Genomic DNA, 16,924 nt, shown 5'->3' with positions numbered 1-16,924 from the left:
GATGAACGTAGGAGCCTTGGGGCGTTCCGGATCAACTTCATCTTGGCGATCTGAACAAATCGGGGAGCCCAATTCCGTCGGTTTTACGTCCCCCGAACCATTTTTGAGGGATGAGTCGTTCTGGTGCGTATTCAATGTCAGTAGGGGATGTTGGGTGCTTGAACCCGGAAGCCGTAAGCAGCGGTTTCCGGGCATGCATATTTTTGTCCTCGACTTCCCCGAAACTCATTTGGGCTGCGCGAAAGGGCAGCTCTTCGAAACAGGGGAAGCATAATGAACAAATTATACTGTTATTCGTCGACGAAGCGCGCAATGCAGCGAAGCTCGATGGCGGCGATTGCGATGGCGGTCGCGTTTCCCGTGCAGGCTCAGGAAGCCCAGTCGGACGGCCTCGCCGAGATCATCGTAACGGCCGAGAAGCGCGAGGAAAATCTGCAGTCCGTTCCCGTCTCGGTGACAGCCATGACCGGCGAGGCGCTTACGGCAACGGGCATATCAAACGTCGAAGACCTGCAATTTTTCGTGCCCGGAGTGTCGATCACCAACGATTCCATGGCGATCATCAATATTCGTGGAATTGGCACCTCGGCGTTCGGCGTTGCGACCGACCCCAGCACGACAGTCCATTATGACGGCGTCTACATCTCGCGCCCGACCACAAGCTATCAGGATTTGTTCGACGTCGAACGCATCGAGGTCCTGCGCGGACCGCAAGGCGTTCTCTTCGGTCGCAACTCCGCCGGCGGCACACTCAACATCATTTCCAAAATGCCTACGGAGGATTTGACTGGCGCGCTGGGACTCACAGTCGGAAATTACGAGAAGCGCTCGCTGAGCGGCACGATTTCTGGACCGCTTGGAGCGGGCGTCCGAGGCCGCCTCACTCTGCTTGCCAACCAGCGTGACGGCATCTACCGCGACGTCGTCTCGGGACGGCGATACCAAAACGAAGATAATCTCGCTGGACGACTGACGCTTGCGATTGACGCGAGCGACCGTCTTGAGATCGTGTTGCGGGCGGATGCTAGCCGTGATCGCGAGACCGGCGCGCGGTCTGTCCGGCCCTTTTATCCGCAAGGCTTCATCGATGCGGGTGCGACGATCCCGGCCAACGACAAAGAGGCCGCACTCGACCGTCTGCCGCGTTACGATGTCGATGCCTGGGGCGTGTCTTCGACCATGAACTGGGACGGCGGCCCGGTCACGCTTCGCTCGATCACGGCGTTGCGCAAGAGCAAGGTCGTCCAGGCGCTCGACGTTGACTCGACTGACCTCTTCCTCCGCGATATCGAATTTTACGAACGTTCCCGCAGTTTCACGCAGGAGTTCCAACTTCTCAACAACGATGCGGACAAGCTGCGCTGGATCGTCGGAGCATTCTATCTGAATGAAAAGGGCAACGACGAAATACGGATCATCGAACCGGGTCGTCGGCTCGCGATCCCGGAAAACAATACGACGAATGCATTCGCGCTCTTTGGACAAGCAAGCTACGAACTCATCGACCGCCTGCGATTGACCGGAGGGCTCCGATATTCTTACGAAAAGAAGGATTTCGGATATCGTGTCCTGCTGAACGGAAATCAGGTCGATGCCGGTCAGCCCAAATCATCCTGGATCGCCTGGACTCCGAAAATTGGGATCGATTACGACATTGCCGATGACGTCATGGCTTATGCGTCGGCAACCCGCGGGTTCAAATCGGGTGGATTCCAGCTGGGAGACGGGCGGCCTTTCCTCCCGGAGTATGTCTGGAGCTACGAAGTCGGCCTGAAGTCGACGCTCCTCGATCGCCGGCTTCGAGCTAATTTTTCGGCCTTCTATTATGATTACACCAATCTTCAGGTGGTCGAGTATAATAATGGCGTTGCCAGTACCACCAACGCCGGCAAGGCGACGATCAAGGGCGTTGAAGCGGAACTGATGGCACGGCCATTCGATCGCCTGACGCTTACATCCACGATCGCTTATCTCGATGCGCGCTACGATGTCTATTTTGACGACGTCGGCGCCAGCCTCAAGGGCAAGCGGCTGCCGAACGCGCCGAAGTGGAACATCACTCTCGGCGGAGAATATAAGGCCTCCCTGGGCGGCGGAATGCTGACATTACGGACCGATATCTCCTGGCGCGACAGCGTCTTTTTCAAGCCCAGCAACAATCCGCTTTTTTCCGGAAACGCCACGACCCTTATAAATGGGCGTGTCGCATGGCAGCCGGCGAGCGAAGCGTGGGAAATTGCGCTTTATGGCCGAAATCTCACCAACGAGCGCTATGTGAGCTATAGTACGATCGGGACGGACGCGACGGGTGTCTCGAACCCTACTCTTCCGCTCTACATCTACGGCGAGCCGCGCCAGTACGGATTGCAGCTGCGCTACTTTTTCTGAGGTTCCTCGTCCTGCGAGGTCCCCCGGCGACTCCCCTACGGTCGTCGGTCCCCCTGGGCGCTTGCGCCCGGGGGGAATACTTCCTCTGAACGCAGGACATGATATGTCCCTGTTCTCACCGGCGCCGTTACTTGAACGGCCCTGCTGATGGCACGATGAGCCGGACAGTAAGATGGCACGAACAGATACGGGCTAGTCCCATCCTGAACGTCGGTAGCGCGCGCGATTTCGATGCCCGGCTTTCCCTGTGACGCCGCGAGGATGCAAAGACCAACTGCTTTCGGAGGCCTACGCGTCGTCGGCTGCCTCACGGCAATGGATGGGAGATCGCCTTGATCGCCTTCAGGCCCGTACCGAAGCGGGCAATGGCGACCCTGTTCTGTTCGAGCTCGGCGTAGGGCAGGTAGGAAATGTCGAGATCACCGATCCGGCTGAAAGCCGGGCGTCGGAGCTGAGCGCGGACATCGGCTTCTCGCGCATCGGGTGCAACCAGGAAAAGTGGCGTCGACAAATGAAGATTCTCGCTGCTCAGCGCGAGATCAAGCATGCGGACAATTCCGGAATAAATGGATGTCGAATGCTCGACTTCGAATGCCGCCGCGACCGTAGCCGTCGATTGCTCGAGCCATAAGATGTCGATCAGTCTTATGGCATCGCTTCCTTGAGCGGTTGCGATGGCATGCGGCAAGCTATCGAGGCATCGAGACCCGAGCGGTACACCCTCATGAAGGCGCCCCCGGTCATTTGCCGCTACCCAGACGTCATATCCAAGTGCAAGGCCGAGGTCCCGAAGCCAGGATTGGACTTCGCTATGCGTCCGGTCGCTCTCTTTCTGATTTGCAAGCCCCTTATCGAACTTGTCGGACTGTGAGCGCGTTTCATTCAGCAAGGCCATCCAATCGCGAGCATTTTCGCTCGAACCGCTGAGCGGTGGGGCTGGAAACCGTCCCGATCCGATATCGAACAGCAGCCCTCCTATCGCGCCCAAATCGTTGGAGAGAAGATCCCGGTAGCAATCGTTGAGATCCAGAATGCCCGCGCGCATCGCGAGAAAATGCTCCCAGCTGCCAAGCTTCACATTCGCACCCGTCAGCGCGTTGTAGCCCTTTACGATTGCCGTATTGAACGGAGGCACAAGGGTGGGATGCAGAAAATAGAGAATGTTGGCTACCGCAGGACCCAACCCCTTGATCTTCTGTCTGTCGATTGCGAGGATCCCGGCGACGACCTCCTCGGCGGTATCGCAACAGGAGCAATGGTGAAGAAGTCTGCCAAAAGCTCGTTGATTGTCGGCGTTCTCGTAGATGTCCGGGATTCGGAGTTTGGGCTTCCACAAGAAAGCATGATCCGCACCTTTGAAAATCTGTCGTTGCTCGGCGATTGAATGAACAATGATCTCCAATGACGAGCCCCGATATGCCGCTCCGAAGGTGCCGGCCTCAATTTCGGCGACGACCTGCGAGATTCCTCTTCTGATCGACCGAAAATTCTTCAGTCGTTCCTCCCACAGGAACCAGCTTTGATAGGTCGAGCCGGAATCGCCGCGCCAGCGCTCGATCAGTTCGCGAACAAGATCGCGCTTCATGTTTATAGCCCCCGCTTGATCCATTCCGAATTGCTGTTTTCCACCTGCGGCTTGCCGGCCAAGACAGTTCGCTCGATCCGGCCCTTAGCGAAAGGCGAAACCTTCCGTCCCACCGGCAAGGTGGGCGGGAATGGAAGGTCGAAACGAGCCCGTTCACGCCCGGCGCTGCATAATTGTCGACGACCTCAGTGCCCTGCGTGTTCGCCCGCTCCGCTTGGTTTCTGACTCGCGCCTTCCGCCTCTGTCATGCCCTTCATCATCGCGTCATGGTCCATTGGCGCATTCTGCGTAATAGCCTGATATTGTGCCGGCGACAGGCCAGGGAGTTTTCGGACAAACGCGACCATATCCCAGATGAGACGATCATCATGCGTTTTCCCCCAGGCCGGCATGGCGGTCATCTTGATGCCATGCTTGATGATCCAGAATTGCTCCGCAGCCGAACGTTCCGAACCTTTGAACAAGACGGGCGCTTGCGGATACAGCCCTTGACTCATTTCGGTCTTTTCCATCCCGGGCGCGAGATGGCAGCCGCTGCACATCTCGGTATAGAGACCTGCGCCCGACGCGATCCGCGCCGGAGCCGCCAAATCTGCCGGCACCGCGATCGATCCGGATCGCGCTGCGATGGACTTCTCCCTGAATGTTTCGATGACGCTGTAAGTCAGCCGGTTATGGGGGGCATCGGCCGCTATATTATATAGGCCGAGATAGACGGTGATCGCACCCGCGCCCGCTATCAGGGCAACCGCCAGCAGCGTGAACGTCACGCTCGGCATATGCTTTCGGAAATCGAAAGTTCGAAATCGCTCCATTATCTATCTCCCGCATAACAGGCCTTGAGCTTTGCAGCCGAACGCAATGCGGCGGCTGTGCAACAGATGATACGCACCCCAACAGCTTTGCCCTTGTCACAGACGAGGCAGGCGTTTCCGTACTTGCCGCGACGAGCCATTTCAGGGTGCCCACACCCGCTCGGGCTCATGCGTCCTGCTAGGTGTGGGTTCGGAGAGATCGTGAGGACTAGCCCCTTTTTTGCCCGCTCAGATGCCACCCGCCGGCCGCACCTTCGGCTTGCGTGAGGAGCTGTGGAGATTGAAGATCTGCCACTTTCCGTTGTCCTGTTTGAGGACACTCGTAGCGACGCCATCCCGTTCGATGGTCTCGCCGCTCGCGAGCACAATCGAGAAGCTGTAGGTCTCGGTTGCGATCGCGATATTTCCTTCGCCGCGAACCGAAATCTTGTAATTGCGGAAGGTGAAGGATTTGAATTCCTTGAGTTCGGGACCCATGTGATGGTCGCGATAGTGGGCGAAGTTCCCTTCAACGCCGCCGGACTCGAATATCTGGGCGTCTGGCGAAAAGAGGGCCTCGACGCCGGTCAGGTCCAGTTTCTCCATCGCCGATTTATACTGCGCGAGCGCTGCCGCCGCGCCCTGATAATCCGCAGGCTCGGTCGCCTGAGCCGGGACGGCCACCAGCATGGCCAATGCGATTGCTGTAATCGTCAGTCGTCTCATATCATTTCCCCTTGTTGTGCCGACACTTCACGAGTGCCTCCGGTGGTTTCGATCAGATTCTGGCAAAGCGCAGCCGCAAAGAATTGGCGATGACGCTGACCGAGGAAAGCGCCATCGCGGCGGCGGCGATGATCGGCGACAGCAATAGCCCGAAGATCGGGTAGAGCACGCCCGCCGCTACCGGAATGCCCGCCACATTATAGGCGAAAGCGAAGAAGAGATTCTGACGGATGTTCGCCATCGTCGCATGGCTGAGATGCCGCGCCCGCACGATGCCCAGAAGGTCGCCGCGCAGTAGCGTCACACCCGCGCTTTCGATGGCGACATCGGTTCCCGAACCCATCGCGATGCCGACGTCGGCGGCGGCGAGCGCGGGGGCGTCGTTTACCCCGTCGCCGGCCATGGCGACGATCCGGCCCTCTTCGCGCAGCCGCTGCACGACCGCACTCTTCTGGTCGGGGAGGACATCGGCCTCGACGTCGTCGATGCCGAGGCGCCGCGCGATCGCCTCGGCGGTGACGCGATTGTCGCCGGTTAGCATGATGACCTTGATTCCGGCTTCGCGCAGCGCCGCGAGTGCGTCGCCCGTCGTCTCCTTGACCGGATCGGCGATGGCGATGACGCCGGCCGCCTTGCCGCTGACCGCGATGTAGATCGCCGTTGCACCGTCTGTACGAAGCCGGTCAGCCGCCTCGGCGAGTGCGCCCAGATCGACGTCATATTCTTCGAGAAAGTTCGCATTGCCGAGGACGATCGCCTTGTCGTCGACGACCCCGACGATGCCCTTGCCGACCGGCTGGTCGACTCCCGATGGCTCGACGAGCGCGAGGGCGCGGTCTTCCGCCGCTTTGACGATTGCGGCGGCCAATGGATGTTCGCTGCTGCGCTCAAGGCTCGCGGCAATCCGGAGGAGGTCGTTTTCCTCGAACCCTTCGGCGACTTCGATGGCGACGACCGAGGGTCTGCCTTCTGTCAGCGTCCCGGTCTTATCGACGACGAGCGTGTCGACCTTCTCCATCCGCTCAAGCGCCTCGGCATTTTTGATCAGCACGCCAACTTCGGCGCCGCGCCCCACGCCGACCATGATGGACATTGGCGTCGCGAGGCCGAGCGCGCAGGGACAGGCGATGATGAGCACCGAGACGGCGGCGATAAGGCCATAGGCCATGGCGGGCACGGGGCCCAGAAGCGACCAGACAACGAAAGCGGCAATGGCGACGACGATGACGCCGGGCACGAACCAGCCCGAAACGGCATCGGCGAGACGCTGGATCGGCGCGCGGCTGCGCTGCGCATCGGCGACCATCTGTACGATTCGCGCGAGCATCGTGTCGCGCCCGACCTTCTCGCTGCGCATGAGCAGGCCGCCCGTTTGATTGATCGTTCCGCCGACCAGCGCCGCCCCGGCCGCCTTGGTCACCGGCATCGATTCGCCCGTGACCATCGATTCGTCGACCGTGCCGCGGCCTTCTACGACGATGCCATCGACGGGGACTTTTTCGCCCGGACGGATGCGTAGCATGTCACCGACCGCGACGTCCTCGAGCGCGACCTCCTCGTCGCTTCCATCGCTGCGGACGCGCCGGGCGAGCTTCGGTGTGAGGTCAAGGAGCGCGCGGATCGCGCCGCTCGTCGTTTCGCGGGCCCTGAGTTCGAGCACCTGCCCGAGTAGCACCAGCACCGTGATGACCGCCGCCGCCTCGAAATAGACCGCGACCGAGCCATCATCGGCGCGGAACGCAGCCGGAAAGATTTGGGGGACGATCGCCGCGATCATGCTGTAGCCCCACGCGACCCCGGTCCCCATCGCGATGAGGGTGAACATGTTGAGGCTTTTGTTGCGGATTGAGAGCCACGCGCGCTCGAAGAAGGGCCAGCCCGCCCATAGAACGACGGGAGTCGCGAGCAACATCTGGGTCCAGTTGTTCGTCTGGCGACCGACAAATTGATGAAGGCCTGTCAGATGGCCGCCCATTTCGAGCGCAACCACCGGGAGTGCGAGAAGGAGCCCGATCCAGAAGCGCCGCCGCATATCGCGATATTCTTCGCTGGGGCCGCCCGATGCTGTCGGCATGACGGGCTCGAGTGCCATGCCGCAGATCGGGCAGCTTCCGGGGCCGGCGCGCTGGATCTCGGGATGCATCGGGCAGGTCCAGATGGCGCCTTCGGGTGCATCGGCTGCGGCCGGCTCGCGTTTTGCGGCATAAAGATCGGGATCGGCCTCGAATTTGGCGAGGCAGCCTGCGCTGCAGAAATAGTGATGCTTGCCGCTATGCGTCGCGATATGAGGTGTGGTGGCCGGATCGACCATCATGCCGCAGACCGGATCAGTCGTGCTCCCGCTGCCTTTTTCTGCGCCCTGATGATCGTGCATCGCCGCCGCTCCCGTATGTGTCGGATGCCCGCCTCGCGGCGGGGCGGTCCGAACGCCGCCGACCGTGTTCGCCGCTGGCGTCTTTCCTGGCGGCTCCAGAATGGAGCCGCTCCTATCGATACGCAAGAAAGGCGATTATCCCTCGGATTTTCTTTGCCCCGCGCCGTCAGGTCCCGGGCTTGCCGGCCTCGATGATGGCGATCGCACCGGTTGGCGTGCTAAATGTCTCGAGCTCGCGAACATCGCGAAAGCCGGCGTCTTTCATCAGCACCGGGAGCACTCCATCGGCGTTGGGCTGGGTGTCCTGGACGCCATCGAGCTGCTGGATCGTGAGGCGGAACAACAGCCGCATGAGGCGGCTGCGCTGTTTCCCATAGTCGGCCACATAGAGTTTGCCGCCCGGCGCGAGCACCTGCCAGGCTTCGCGTAGCAGACGTGCCTTTTCCTCAAGCCCGACCTGATGGAGGACGAGGCAGATCGCAATCTTGGCAGGCGGGGGCCAGTCATCGATCGCGGAAGCCGCAAAAAAGCCAACGCGAAACTCCGGTGGTGGAACAATCCGCGCGGTCTTGGTTCGGGCAATTCGCGTCGCGGCCTCGTCGGGGTCGATACCAAGATAGCGGACGCCTCGGCTGTGGCGGGCGATCGCCAGCGCGAGATTGCCCGTACCCGAACCGATGTCGAGAATGACCTCTCCTTCGGCGAGCGCCATATGGTGAACGAGACGGTCGCGCCACACGCGCTCGCGCGTCGTCACCGCGACGCCGAAATCATAAAAGGGCGTCAGGAAGTGATAGCCTGCCGCTGGCGTGTAGGAACTCGCTACGGGTGTCGGGTCGGGCATGACCGTCTCCTTTCGACGCTTTGGCTTGCGCTGGATTGCGACCACGCGCCGGTCTCGACGAGACGCTTAGGGGCAAGCAGGCGCGCCAGTCTTGAATGTTTCGCCGGAGCTAGGCGCGTCCGGCTCAGGGCACGATTTCGAAAGCGAAGGCGCTAAGGCCAGCCGAAGGTGTCACGCCAAGCCATTGGGCGCAGCGGCGCGTGAAATGCGACTGATCGGCAAAGCCTCCAGCCGCCGCGGCGTCGGCGAGACCTCCGCCGCCGACCATCGCCCGCACCGCGCGTTGAAGCTGAAGCCATTGCAGCAATTTGGCCGGAGGCACGCCGAAGTCGCGGCTGACGATTTCGCGGAGGCGCGAGGGCGAAAGGCAGGCGACGTCGGCTAGAGCGCGCGCGGTCGACAAATCGTCAGGGGCCGCGAGCGCTTCGGACAGGCGGGCATCCACCGGACGCGCCTGCGAGCGGTCGAGATAGTCGGACGCCCAGCGCTTCGCGTCCGCGCCGCTTGCGATGTCGCCTAGTCCGGCTGTCTCTACCGGCGTCAACAGGACAGGCGCCGATCCGGCGGACAGGCGTGCGTCGGCAAGAAAAAGCGGGTCGAGATAAAATGACCGCACGAGGGCGCCCGGCGGCCCGAGGCGGTGCCGCACCTGCGACGCTATCGCAATGGCGTGTCCGGCGGGAACTATCGTGTCGGCATCACTGGAAATTTCGAGGTCGCGTTCGATGGCGAGGCTGATCTGGTGCGCCACATGGTTGTGGGGACGGCTGCTCCCGATGCGCGCGTCAATGAGCGCCCAGCCGGTCCCGAGCATGATCGAACCCGACCAGGAGGCGGTGCTTGGGGTCAAACCGGATCGGCGTTGACGAAGGGTTCGAGCGTACCGAACCAGGCAACCAGCGCGAGTATAGCGAGTGCGGCCGACGCTTCGATGATCAGGCTCCTGCGCATGGCGGCGAGCGCTGCGTCCGGATCGGCGTCAGTGCTATCGACATCGGAGCTTGCGACGAGTGCCGCGAGCGCAGGCGTCAGTCGCCAGCGGTTGGCGGCCGCGAGCGCCAGCATCATTCCGAACAGCAGGAGCTTGGCAAGGAGCAATTGTCCATAAGTCGACCCGAGAGACCGGCCGAGATTCTCGGCGCCGACGATCATCTGGCTATTGATGAGACCGGTGGCGGCAATGACGAGGACGCAGATCGTGCCGACGCGCGAAAATTGATCGAGGCTCCGCGCCGCAATTTGGAGTCCGCCCGGCCATTCGCGGAGGCGTTGTGGTGCGATCAGCAGCAGGAAAGCGCCGATCGCGCCGATCCAGACCGCCGCTGCAATCAGGTGCAATATGTCACTGACCCGGTGCACGGTCCCCGCAGTGCCCTCGGTCGCGCCCGCATGGCCCGACCAGACCAAGGTCGCGACGGCGACCGAACCGGCAAGGGCGAGTATGGCGGCTGCGATTGTCGGTCGGCGCGTCATCCAGACTGCCGCCGCCAACGCAAGGAGCAGAGCGGCGCTCCGATAGATCCACGCCGTGCCGACGTCGGTTTCGCGAACCAGATCCCAAAAGGGTTGGAACTCCAGGGAGAGGATGCCCACGCCCTGCATTGAGGCCGCGAGCACGCCCATTCCGAGGGTGGAGACGAGCAGCCCGATGGCGCAGAGCCACCGTTCTGCGCGCCAGATCGCGGCCATCATCGGTTGCGGCTCATGGCGTTCGCTCCGTGTCAGCGCAAAAAGCGGGAACGCAGCAAGGCCAGCGATGAGCATCAGGTCCGCATAAAGTGCGAACCTGATGCCGATCAGAACGGGGTCCCCCACCGTCTTTTACTTTACGGTGAAGCTGAATTCGCTGCCCATGCGGTGGGTATCAGCGCCCGCCGCCGACCATGTGACCTTGTAGGTTCCAGCTGTCAGCGGCCGCTTGAGCATCAGCATCGCCGACTTGCCCTCTTTGCCCATCATCGACGAGTAAGGCACCTTCATCGGGGCATGATTGGCCATGCCGGGCATGCCGGTCATGACAAGCTCGGTCTTGAGGGTCGAGGCGACGATCTTTTCGTTGAACTGAAGATTGACCGACGTGACCTTCGAAACGGTCGAATTGGCGGCGGGCGTCGAGCTGACGAGCTTGGTGTGCGCGCTTGCCGTGGCCGGCATGAGAAGCAGAGCGAAAGCCGCCGCTGCAGAGGGGAGAAGAGACTTGAACATGAACACCTCCAAATGCGTGTCTGTCCTGCTAATACGCAGGATATCGGCATGACCCTCAAATATTCCGGAATAATGTTCTGGTGTGAGGGGTGAGGCGCTTCGGCGCGTATGTACAATGATGGAAAGGTTTGAAGAGACGATCGATGGATAAGGAGCTTCGCATTTTGAACAGGATCGATCTGCCCGCAGCGCTCGATGCGCTCGATGATCGCATCATGGGCGCATTGGCGATCCGCCGGCGCGAAGCGGTAGCGATGCGCCGCCTGATGGCGCTCGCGGCCTTTGTCTCGCTCGGCGGCGGTGTTTTTGCGGGGAGTGCGATTTCCCAGCCGGCGGTCGCGGCAAGTCCCCTGACCCCATTCGGCCCGCCTAGCGCATTGGTGCCTTCCACCTTGCTGGATGCACAGTAGCAATGCCGTCGCGCCGTCTTCTTCTCTTGGGGCTCATTGCCTTCGCCGCGGCGATTGCCGGCGTGTTCATCGGCCGTCTGGTGGCCGATGCGCCCAGAGCCAGCGAAACCGAACTTCATGCGCTTCTTCACGGTCAACTCGACCTGACCCCGGAGCAGGAAAGGAAACTCGAGCGGATCGAAGCCGACTTTGCCGGTCGCCGCCAGGCGCTCGAACTCGAGATGCGCGCCGCCAACGTCCGGCTCGCGCAGGCGATCGAAGCCGAGCATGGCTATGGACCGCGCGTCACCGAGGCGATCGACGAGACGCATGAGGTGATGGGGACATTGCAGAAGGAAACGCTCCAGCATCTCTTCGCGATGCGCGGGGTTCTGAGCCCCGATCAAGCGGAAATGTTCGACAAAAGCGTGGTCAAGGCGCTGACCGCCGATGCGCGGTGAGCGCCGACCTATCGCAATGTAGCGACCAGGATCTGGCGGCCTTTGCGCGCGCGCACCGCGAAGACGCCTATCGCGAGTTGCTGCGCCGTTACAAAACGGGCGTCTACCGGCTCATCGTAAAGCAGATCGGCGATGCCGACGAGGCGATGGATTTGACGCAGGAGACGTTCGTCTCCGGCTTTTCGGCGCTCGATCGTTATGATGGCGAACGCCCCTTCCGCACATGGATCGCCCGTATCGCGATCAACAAATGTCGCGACTGGGCACGACGGCGAAAGGTGCGCGCCTTTTTCTCCCGCGCGCTCCCGCTCGAAAATGCGCATCACGTAGCAAGCGATGGTCCTGGGCCCGATTCCGCGGCGACCGACAGGCGAGAGCTCGCCAAGGTTCGCGGGGCGATCGATCAGCTGCCGCAGAATTTGCGCGAAGTGTTGCTCCTCCGCGGTGTCGACGAGGTCAGCCAGGCCGAAACAGCGGTCATTTTGCGCGTCAGCGAGAAAACAGTCGAAACGCGCCTCTATCGAGCGCGGACCAGGCTCCGGGAATTGCTCGCGGGAACATCTGCGAGCGCCGAGGGTTGAGGGTTCGACCGCTCGTTCAGGCGGCATCTCCTCATCGTCCGGCATTTTTATTGAGGGGCAGGCGTGCCGCCTGCGTATAGCTTTAGGAACAGTCAGTAACGGTCGGAAAGAATATGCAGATGGAAAGGCGTCGGTTCGTCAGTGGAGCTTTGGGTGGAGGGGCTGCTGCGGCGATGGCCGCATGGTTCCCGGCCTGGGCCCAGCCGGTGTCGTCCGGCATCACCGCGCCGCTTCCGACCGTATCCGGCAATGACATAACGCTGCGCATCGCGCGCCAGACGATGCGCATCGACGGCAAGGTCAGCCGCGCGATCGGGATCAACGGCACCGTGCCCGCGCCGCTCGTCCGGCTGAAGGAGGGACAAAACGCGCGCCTCACCGTCGTCAACGATCTCGACGAGGACAGCTCGATTCACTGGCACGGCCTGATCCTGCCGTTCCAGATGGACGGCGTGCCCGGCGTCAGCTTCCCCGGGATCAAGCCGCGCTCGAAGTTTGTCTATGAATTCCCGGTCGTTCAATCGGGGACCTATTGGTATCACAGCCATTCGGGGCTTCAGGAACAGCTCGGCCATTATGGCCCGATCGTCATCGATCCCGCGGGCGCCGACCCGATCGGCTACGACCGCGAGCATGTCGTCGTCCTGTCCGACCACAGTCAATTGTCGCCCGAGGCGATCTTCCGCAAGCTCAAGGTCAATCCCGGCCATTTCAACATGCAGCGCCAGACGCTGGCGGGCCTGCTTGCCGGCAAGGATCAACCGCTCAAGGAGCGGATCGATTGGGGCAAGATGCGGATGGACCCGACCGACGTCGCCGACGTCAATGGTTCGACCTACACCTTCCTCGTCAACGGCCATGGTCCGCGCGACAACTGGACCGCGCTCTTCAGCCCCGGCGAGCGGGTACGCCTGCGCATCGTCAATGCGTCGGCGATGACGATCTTCAACGTCCGTATCCCGGGCCTCAGGATGACCGTCGTCCAGGCTGATGGGCTCAATGTCGTGCCGACCGAAATCGACGAGTTCCAGATCGCGGTCGCCGAAACCTATGACGTCATCGTGACCCCGGTCGAGGACCGTGCTTATACGCTCGTTGCCGAGGCCAATGACCGCTCGGGCATGGGACGCGCGACGCTCGCACCGCGCGCTGGCATGGTCGCCGAGGTGCCGCCGCTCCGCGAACGGCCGCTCGCGACCATGAAGGACATGGGCATGGGCGACATGTCGGGCGGCGCGATGGCGGGTATGGACCATTCGGGCGGCGATATGGGCGCCATGCCCATGCCGGCGAGCGACCCTTCTTGTCCTCCCGAACATGCCAAGATGGGCCATTGTACGCCAGCGGGGGAAAGCGGCGCGATGGCGGGCATGGATCATGGATCTGGCGGAGGCATGCAGCACAGCATGCGCGACTTCAGTGTCGCGCCGCAGGTCAAGCGCGATCCCAGCGTTCAGACGATCTCGCCGATGCCGATGGATCGCATGGGCGAGCCGGGGCAGGGACTGGAGAATGTCGGGCACAAGGTGCTGACCTACCATGACCTTGTCGCGCTCGAGCGCAACCCCGATACCCGCGCCGCCTCGCGCTCGCTCGACATCCATCTGACCGGCAATATGGAACGCTTCATGTGGTCGTTCGACGGCATCAAGATGTCCGACTATCACGAGCCCATCCCCTTCATCGAGGGAGAGCGCGTGCGGATCAACCTCATCAACGATTCGATGATGAGCCACCCCATCCACCTCCACGGCCATTTTTTCGAACTGGTGACGGGCAAGGGCGACCGGTCACCGCGCAAGCATACGGTGCTTGTCCAGCCGGGCGGCATCGCGAGCTTCGATTTCACCGCCGACGCGCTCGGCGACTGGGCGTTCCATTGCCACCTTCTCTATCACATGCACGCGGGGATGATGCGCGTCGTCAGCGTCCGTCCGAAGGGAGACGGCGAATGACCCGGGTCGCGCTTCTCCTCGCGGGTATCGCCCCGCTGGCCTTTGCTGTGCCCGCCGCGGCGCAGTCGATGGATCATTCGATGCATGGTGCGGCGCCCGCGCCGACACCCGCTCCCTCGCCAACGCCAGCACCCGTAGCGCAGTCCGCGCCCGAAGCGCCCGCCGAAGGGTCGATGGAGCAGATGGACCATGGGAACATGCAGGGCATGGACATGGAACCCGAGGCTTCAAGCTGCCCGCCCGAACATGCGGCGATGGGTCATTGTACGCCTGAGGCGGAAGCTCCAGGCAAGGGCGCTTCGGACATGGGTGCGATGGATCATGGCGCACCGCAGCCGTCCGATCCCGATTGCCCGCCCGAACATGCCAAAATGGGCCATTGCACCCCGAAGGGCGGATCTGCGGACGCGATGGCGGGAATGGAAGGCATGGCGACCACGAGCAGCGCTAGCGGCACCGATTTGCCGCCGGGCGATGCTACCGCGCCTGCGCCTCCCGGCGACTGGTATGCCGATCGCATTTATCCCCAAGCCGAAATGGAGCATTCGCGCCACGACATGATGAAAGAGAATGGTGCGCAGACTATCGCTTTCATCAGCTTCAACCTCGCCGAATATCAGGCGCGCAAAGGCCGCGACGGCTTCCGCTGGGACGGTGAGGCCTGGTATGGTGGCGACATCAACCGGCTGACGCTCAAGAGCGAAGGCGAGGGCGTGTTCGGCGAAGGCATCGAGAGCGCCGAGGTACAGGCGCTCTACAGCCGGGCGATCGGACCCTATTTCAACGCGCAGGCGGGTATCAGGCAGGATCTTGGGCTCGGCCCCGACCGCACCTATGCGACGATCGGCTTCGAGGGGCTCGCCCCCTATTGGTTCGAAGTCGAGGGCGCGCTGTTTCTTTCGAACAAGGGTGACCTGCTCGCCCGGCTCGAAGGCTATTACGACCAGCGCATCACCCAGAAACTGATCCTCCAGCCGATGGCGGAGGTCAATTTTGCGCTCCAGGATGTCCCCGAGACCGGCGTTGGTTCGGGGCTTTCAGATTTCGAGCTCGGGCTTCGCCTGCGTTATGAGGTCGTGAAGGAATTCGCGCCTTATGTCGGCGTCGAATGGGCGCGCAAGGTCGGCGATACCGCGCGTTTTGCCCGCGCCGCGGGCGAGGATGCGAGCGGCGTCAGCTTCGTGATGGGGGTGCGGGCCTGGTTCTAGAAGTTTCGCGGGGTGGCGACACGTCGAGGAGAAATGCCGTGAAACCAGCCTATCGCAGCCTCGCGCTGCAGACGATCGTCAGCGGCGTCATCATGTATCTGGTGATGTTCGTCATGATCGACCGCCTCTCGAGCTTCTACAATAATCTCAACATGCTCTACATGACGCTGATGATGGTCTCGCCGATGGTCGTGCTGATGATCGTCGCAATGCCGGGCATGTTCCCGTCGAAACGTCTCAATACGTTCCTGCTGCTGGGATCGGCAGTTGCCTTCTTCGGGAGCTTCGGGCTCATCCGGACACAGACGACGATCGGCGACACGGCCTTCTTGCGTTCGATGATCCCGCATCACTCGGGCGCGATCCTCATGTGTGAACAGGCTTCTCTCAAAGATGCCGAGATACGCGAACTCTGCCGCGGCATCATCGCGGGGCAGGCGGCCGAAATCGAACAGATGAAATCCATTCTCGCGAGGAAATGACATGAAAAATCTGATGACGCGCCGTCATCTTTTCGGCCTGATTGCGGTCGGATCGGGGATGGCGCTTGCGGCATGCAATTCTGCCTCGGGCCCGGCGGCGACCAGCGATAAGAATGGCGCGGCGCCCGCGCCGGGCGCCGAGACGTCCAGCCCCAAGCGAATGCTCGTTTATCGCGATCCCGAATGCGGCTGCTGCGAAGCTTGGGCGGATATCGCACGCAAGGCCGGTTATGATGTGACTGTCGAGAACCGCGCTGACATGGCCGCCGTAAAGACGCGATATGGTGTGCCTGGCCAGCTGGCGTCGTGCCACACGGCCGTGATCGGCGGCTATGCGATCGAGGGTCATGTGCCGATGCGGCATGTTGCGAGACTCCTCCACGACAAGCCACGCGACATTCGCGGAATCGCCGTGCCCGGCATGCCGCGCGGTTCTCCGGGAATGGAAATGCCGGACGGAAGCGCGGACGCATTCGAAGTGATGGCATTCGGCAGCGACGGCAAGGTTTCTGAATTCCGCGCATGACCTGCCGACACGAAGAGGAGACAGATATGACGAGATTCATTCCCCTAGCGAGCGCCGCCGCGCTGATATTTGCTCTGGCAGGATGCGGCACTGAGCCCGCGCAGCAGAGCGACGTCACACCGGAACAGAGTGAGGTCACTGCCGGTGAGCCGCCCGCAATGGTCGAGACCATGCCCGTAGCGGACGAGCCGCCCGCCGCGTCTGCCCCGGCGGCGCCGACCGAAGAAGCGATGCCTCCGGAGAAATCCCGCCCCAAGCAAGAACCCGCCGCGAAGGCCGCTGTGCCGCCGCGGGCAAAGGCCGCGCCGGAAGCGCCGAAACCTGTCGAACCCGAACCCGATCCTCATGCCGGGCACGATATGGACAAAAAATAAGGAGCATGTGCCGACGCGGCATGTCGCCCGGG

At 62.0% G+C, this 16,924-nt stretch carries 17 protein-coding genes; 9 read left to right on the top strand and 8 right to left on the bottom strand.

Annotated elements, in window-relative coordinates:
• Positions 1–273: 273 nt before the first annotated feature.
• A complete protein-coding gene (locus HUW43_RS01185; RefSeq protein WP_188235734.1) occupies positions 274–2,388 on the top strand; it encodes a TonB-dependent receptor in 2,115 nt (704 codons plus the stop codon).
• 307 nt (positions 2,389–2,695) lie between these two features.
• On the opposite strand, the gene HUW43_RS01180 is transcribed toward HUW43_RS01185, so the two are convergent.
• From HUW43_RS01180 to copC, 8 genes are all read right to left on the bottom strand, one after another.
• Positions 2,696–3,973: a hypothetical protein gene (locus HUW43_RS01180; RefSeq protein ID WP_011542709.1), complete on the bottom strand. Its 1,278-nt coding sequence runs from the start codon at positions 3,971–3,973 to the stop codon at positions 2,696–2,698.
• 185 nt (positions 3,974–4,158) lie between these two features.
• Positions 4,159–4,752 (bottom strand): c-type cytochrome, encoded by a 594-nt coding sequence (locus HUW43_RS01175; RefSeq protein ID WP_223181176.1) that lies wholly within the window; start codon positions 4,750–4,752, stop codon positions 4,159–4,161.
• 264 nt (positions 4,753–5,016) lie between these two features.
• Entirely contained in the window at positions 5,017–5,493 is a 477-nt protein-coding gene (locus tag HUW43_RS01170) for a YybH family protein (protein ID WP_011542707.1), read from the bottom strand.
• 52 nt (positions 5,494–5,545) lie between these two features.
• Positions 5,546–7,867 carry a heavy metal translocating P-type ATPase gene (locus tag HUW43_RS01165; RefSeq protein WP_188235733.1) on the bottom strand — a complete coding sequence of 774 codons (2,322 nt, stop codon included), beginning with the start codon at positions 7,865–7,867 and terminating at the stop codon, positions 5,546–5,548.
• 166 nt (positions 7,868–8,033) lie between these two features.
• Positions 8,034–8,711, bottom strand: coding sequence for a class I SAM-dependent methyltransferase (locus tag HUW43_RS01160; protein ID WP_188235732.1), 678 nt, complete (start codon positions 8,709–8,711; stop codon positions 8,034–8,036).
• 124 nt (positions 8,712–8,835) lie between these two features.
• Positions 8,836–9,525, bottom strand: coding sequence for a helix-turn-helix domain-containing protein (locus tag HUW43_RS01155; protein ID WP_188235731.1), 690 nt, complete (start codon positions 9,523–9,525; stop codon positions 8,836–8,838).
• A 32-nt stretch (positions 9,526–9,557) separates the two neighbouring features.
• The gene (copD, locus tag HUW43_RS01150; RefSeq protein WP_188235730.1) at positions 9,558–10,526 is read right to left on the bottom strand and encodes a copper homeostasis membrane protein CopD; all 969 of its coding nucleotides are present in this window, start codon (positions 10,524–10,526) and stop codon (positions 9,558–9,560) included.
• A 6-nt stretch (positions 10,527–10,532) separates the two neighbouring features.
• Positions 10,533–10,922: a copper homeostasis periplasmic binding protein CopC gene (copC, locus tag HUW43_RS01145; protein ID WP_232003687.1), complete on the bottom strand. Its 390-nt coding sequence runs from the start codon at positions 10,920–10,922 to the stop codon at positions 10,533–10,535.
• Between the two features lie 158 nt (positions 10,923–11,080).
• Between copC and HUW43_RS01140 the strand changes: the two genes are divergently transcribed.
• The 8 genes from HUW43_RS01140 (at position 11,081) to HUW43_RS01105 (ending at position 16,892) form a co-directional block, all read left to right on the top strand.
• Positions 11,081–11,326, top strand: a complete 246-nt coding sequence (locus HUW43_RS01140; protein WP_188235729.1) for a hypothetical protein — start codon at positions 11,081–11,083, stop codon at positions 11,324–11,326.
• Positions 11,327–11,328: 2 nt separating this feature from the next.
• Entirely contained in the window at positions 11,329–11,766 is a 438-nt protein-coding gene (locus tag HUW43_RS01135; protein ID WP_188235728.1) for a periplasmic heavy metal sensor, read from the top strand.
• Positions 11,763–12,347, top strand: coding sequence for an RNA polymerase sigma factor (locus HUW43_RS01130; RefSeq protein WP_188235727.1), 585 nt, complete (start codon positions 11,763–11,765; stop codon positions 12,345–12,347). Before HUW43_RS01135 ends, HUW43_RS01130 begins: the two co-directional genes overlap by 4 nt.
• A 119-nt stretch (positions 12,348–12,466) precedes the next feature.
• Positions 12,467–14,302, top strand: a complete 1,836-nt coding sequence (locus HUW43_RS01125; protein ID WP_374046507.1) for a copper resistance system multicopper oxidase — start codon at positions 12,467–12,469, stop codon at positions 14,300–14,302.
• Positions 14,299–15,510 (top strand): copper resistance protein B, encoded by a 1,212-nt coding sequence (locus HUW43_RS01120; protein WP_188235726.1) that lies wholly within the window; start codon positions 14,299–14,301, stop codon positions 15,508–15,510. The genes HUW43_RS01125 and HUW43_RS01120 overlap by 4 nt, the downstream gene beginning before the upstream one ends.
• Positions 15,511–15,602: 92 nt before the next feature.
• Entirely contained in the window at positions 15,603–15,992 is a 390-nt protein-coding gene (locus HUW43_RS01115) for a DUF305 domain-containing protein (protein WP_223181178.1), read from the top strand.
• A gap of 58 nt (positions 15,993–16,050) precedes the next feature.
• Positions 16,051–16,518: a DUF411 domain-containing protein gene (locus HUW43_RS01110; RefSeq protein WP_223181175.1), complete on the top strand. Its 468-nt coding sequence runs from the start codon at positions 16,051–16,053 to the stop codon at positions 16,516–16,518.
• 26 nt (positions 16,519–16,544) lie between these two features.
• On the top strand, positions 16,545–16,892 hold the full coding sequence (locus HUW43_RS01105; RefSeq protein ID WP_003046382.1) for a hypothetical protein: 348 nt from the start codon (positions 16,545–16,547) through the stop codon (positions 16,890–16,892).
• Positions 16,893–16,924: the final 32 nt, after the last annotated feature.

It is taken from the genome of Sphingopyxis sp. LK2115, from assembly GCF_014595975.1.
GTDB lineage: Bacteria > Pseudomonadota > Alphaproteobacteria > Sphingomonadales > Sphingomonadaceae > Sphingopyxis.
Note: the sequence above shows the minus strand (reverse complement) of the source record. Positions and strands in the feature narration are given on the sequence as shown.

Excerpts from the sequence above, each read along its gene's own strand:
- HUW43_RS01185 (WP_188235734.1), top strand. The coding sequence starts at position 274 with ATGAACAAATTATACTGTTATTCGTCGACGAAGCGCGCAATGCAGCGA.
- HUW43_RS01180 (WP_011542709.1), bottom strand. The coding sequence starts at position 3,973 with ATGAAGCGCGATCTTGTTCGCGAACTGATCGAGCGCTGGCGCGGCGAT.
- HUW43_RS01175 (WP_223181176.1), bottom strand. The coding sequence starts at position 4,752 with ATGCCGAGCGTGACGTTCACGCTGCTGGCGGTTGCCCTGATAGCGGGC.
- HUW43_RS01170 (WP_011542707.1), bottom strand. The coding sequence starts at position 5,493 with ATGAGACGACTGACGATTACAGCAATCGCATTGGCCATGCTGGTGGCC.
- HUW43_RS01165 (WP_188235733.1), bottom strand. The coding sequence starts at position 7,867 with ATGCACGATCATCAGGGCGCAGAAAAAGGCAGCGGGAGCACGACTGAT.
- HUW43_RS01160 (WP_188235732.1), bottom strand. The coding sequence starts at position 8,711 with ATGCCCGACCCGACACCCGTAGCGAGTTCCTACACGCCAGCGGCAGGC.
- HUW43_RS01155 (WP_188235731.1), bottom strand. The coding sequence starts at position 9,525 with ATGCTCGGGACCGGCTGGGCGCTCATTGACGCGCGCATCGGGAGCAGC.
- HUW43_RS01135 (WP_188235728.1), top strand. The coding sequence starts at position 11,329 with ATGCCGTCGCGCCGTCTTCTTCTCTTGGGGCTCATTGCCTTCGCCGCG.
- HUW43_RS01125 (WP_374046507.1), top strand. The coding sequence starts at position 12,467 with ATGGAAAGGCGTCGGTTCGTCAGTGGAGCTTTGGGTGGAGGGGCTGCT.
- HUW43_RS01120 (WP_188235726.1), top strand. The coding sequence starts at position 14,299 with ATGACCCGGGTCGCGCTTCTCCTCGCGGGTATCGCCCCGCTGGCCTTT.
- HUW43_RS01115 (WP_223181178.1), top strand. The coding sequence starts at position 15,603 with ATGTATCTGGTGATGTTCGTCATGATCGACCGCCTCTCGAGCTTCTAC.
- HUW43_RS01110 (WP_223181175.1), top strand. The coding sequence starts at position 16,051 with ATGGCGCTTGCGGCATGCAATTCTGCCTCGGGCCCGGCGGCGACCAGC.
- HUW43_RS01105 (WP_003046382.1), top strand. The coding sequence starts at position 16,545 with ATGACGAGATTCATTCCCCTAGCGAGCGCCGCCGCGCTGATATTTGCT.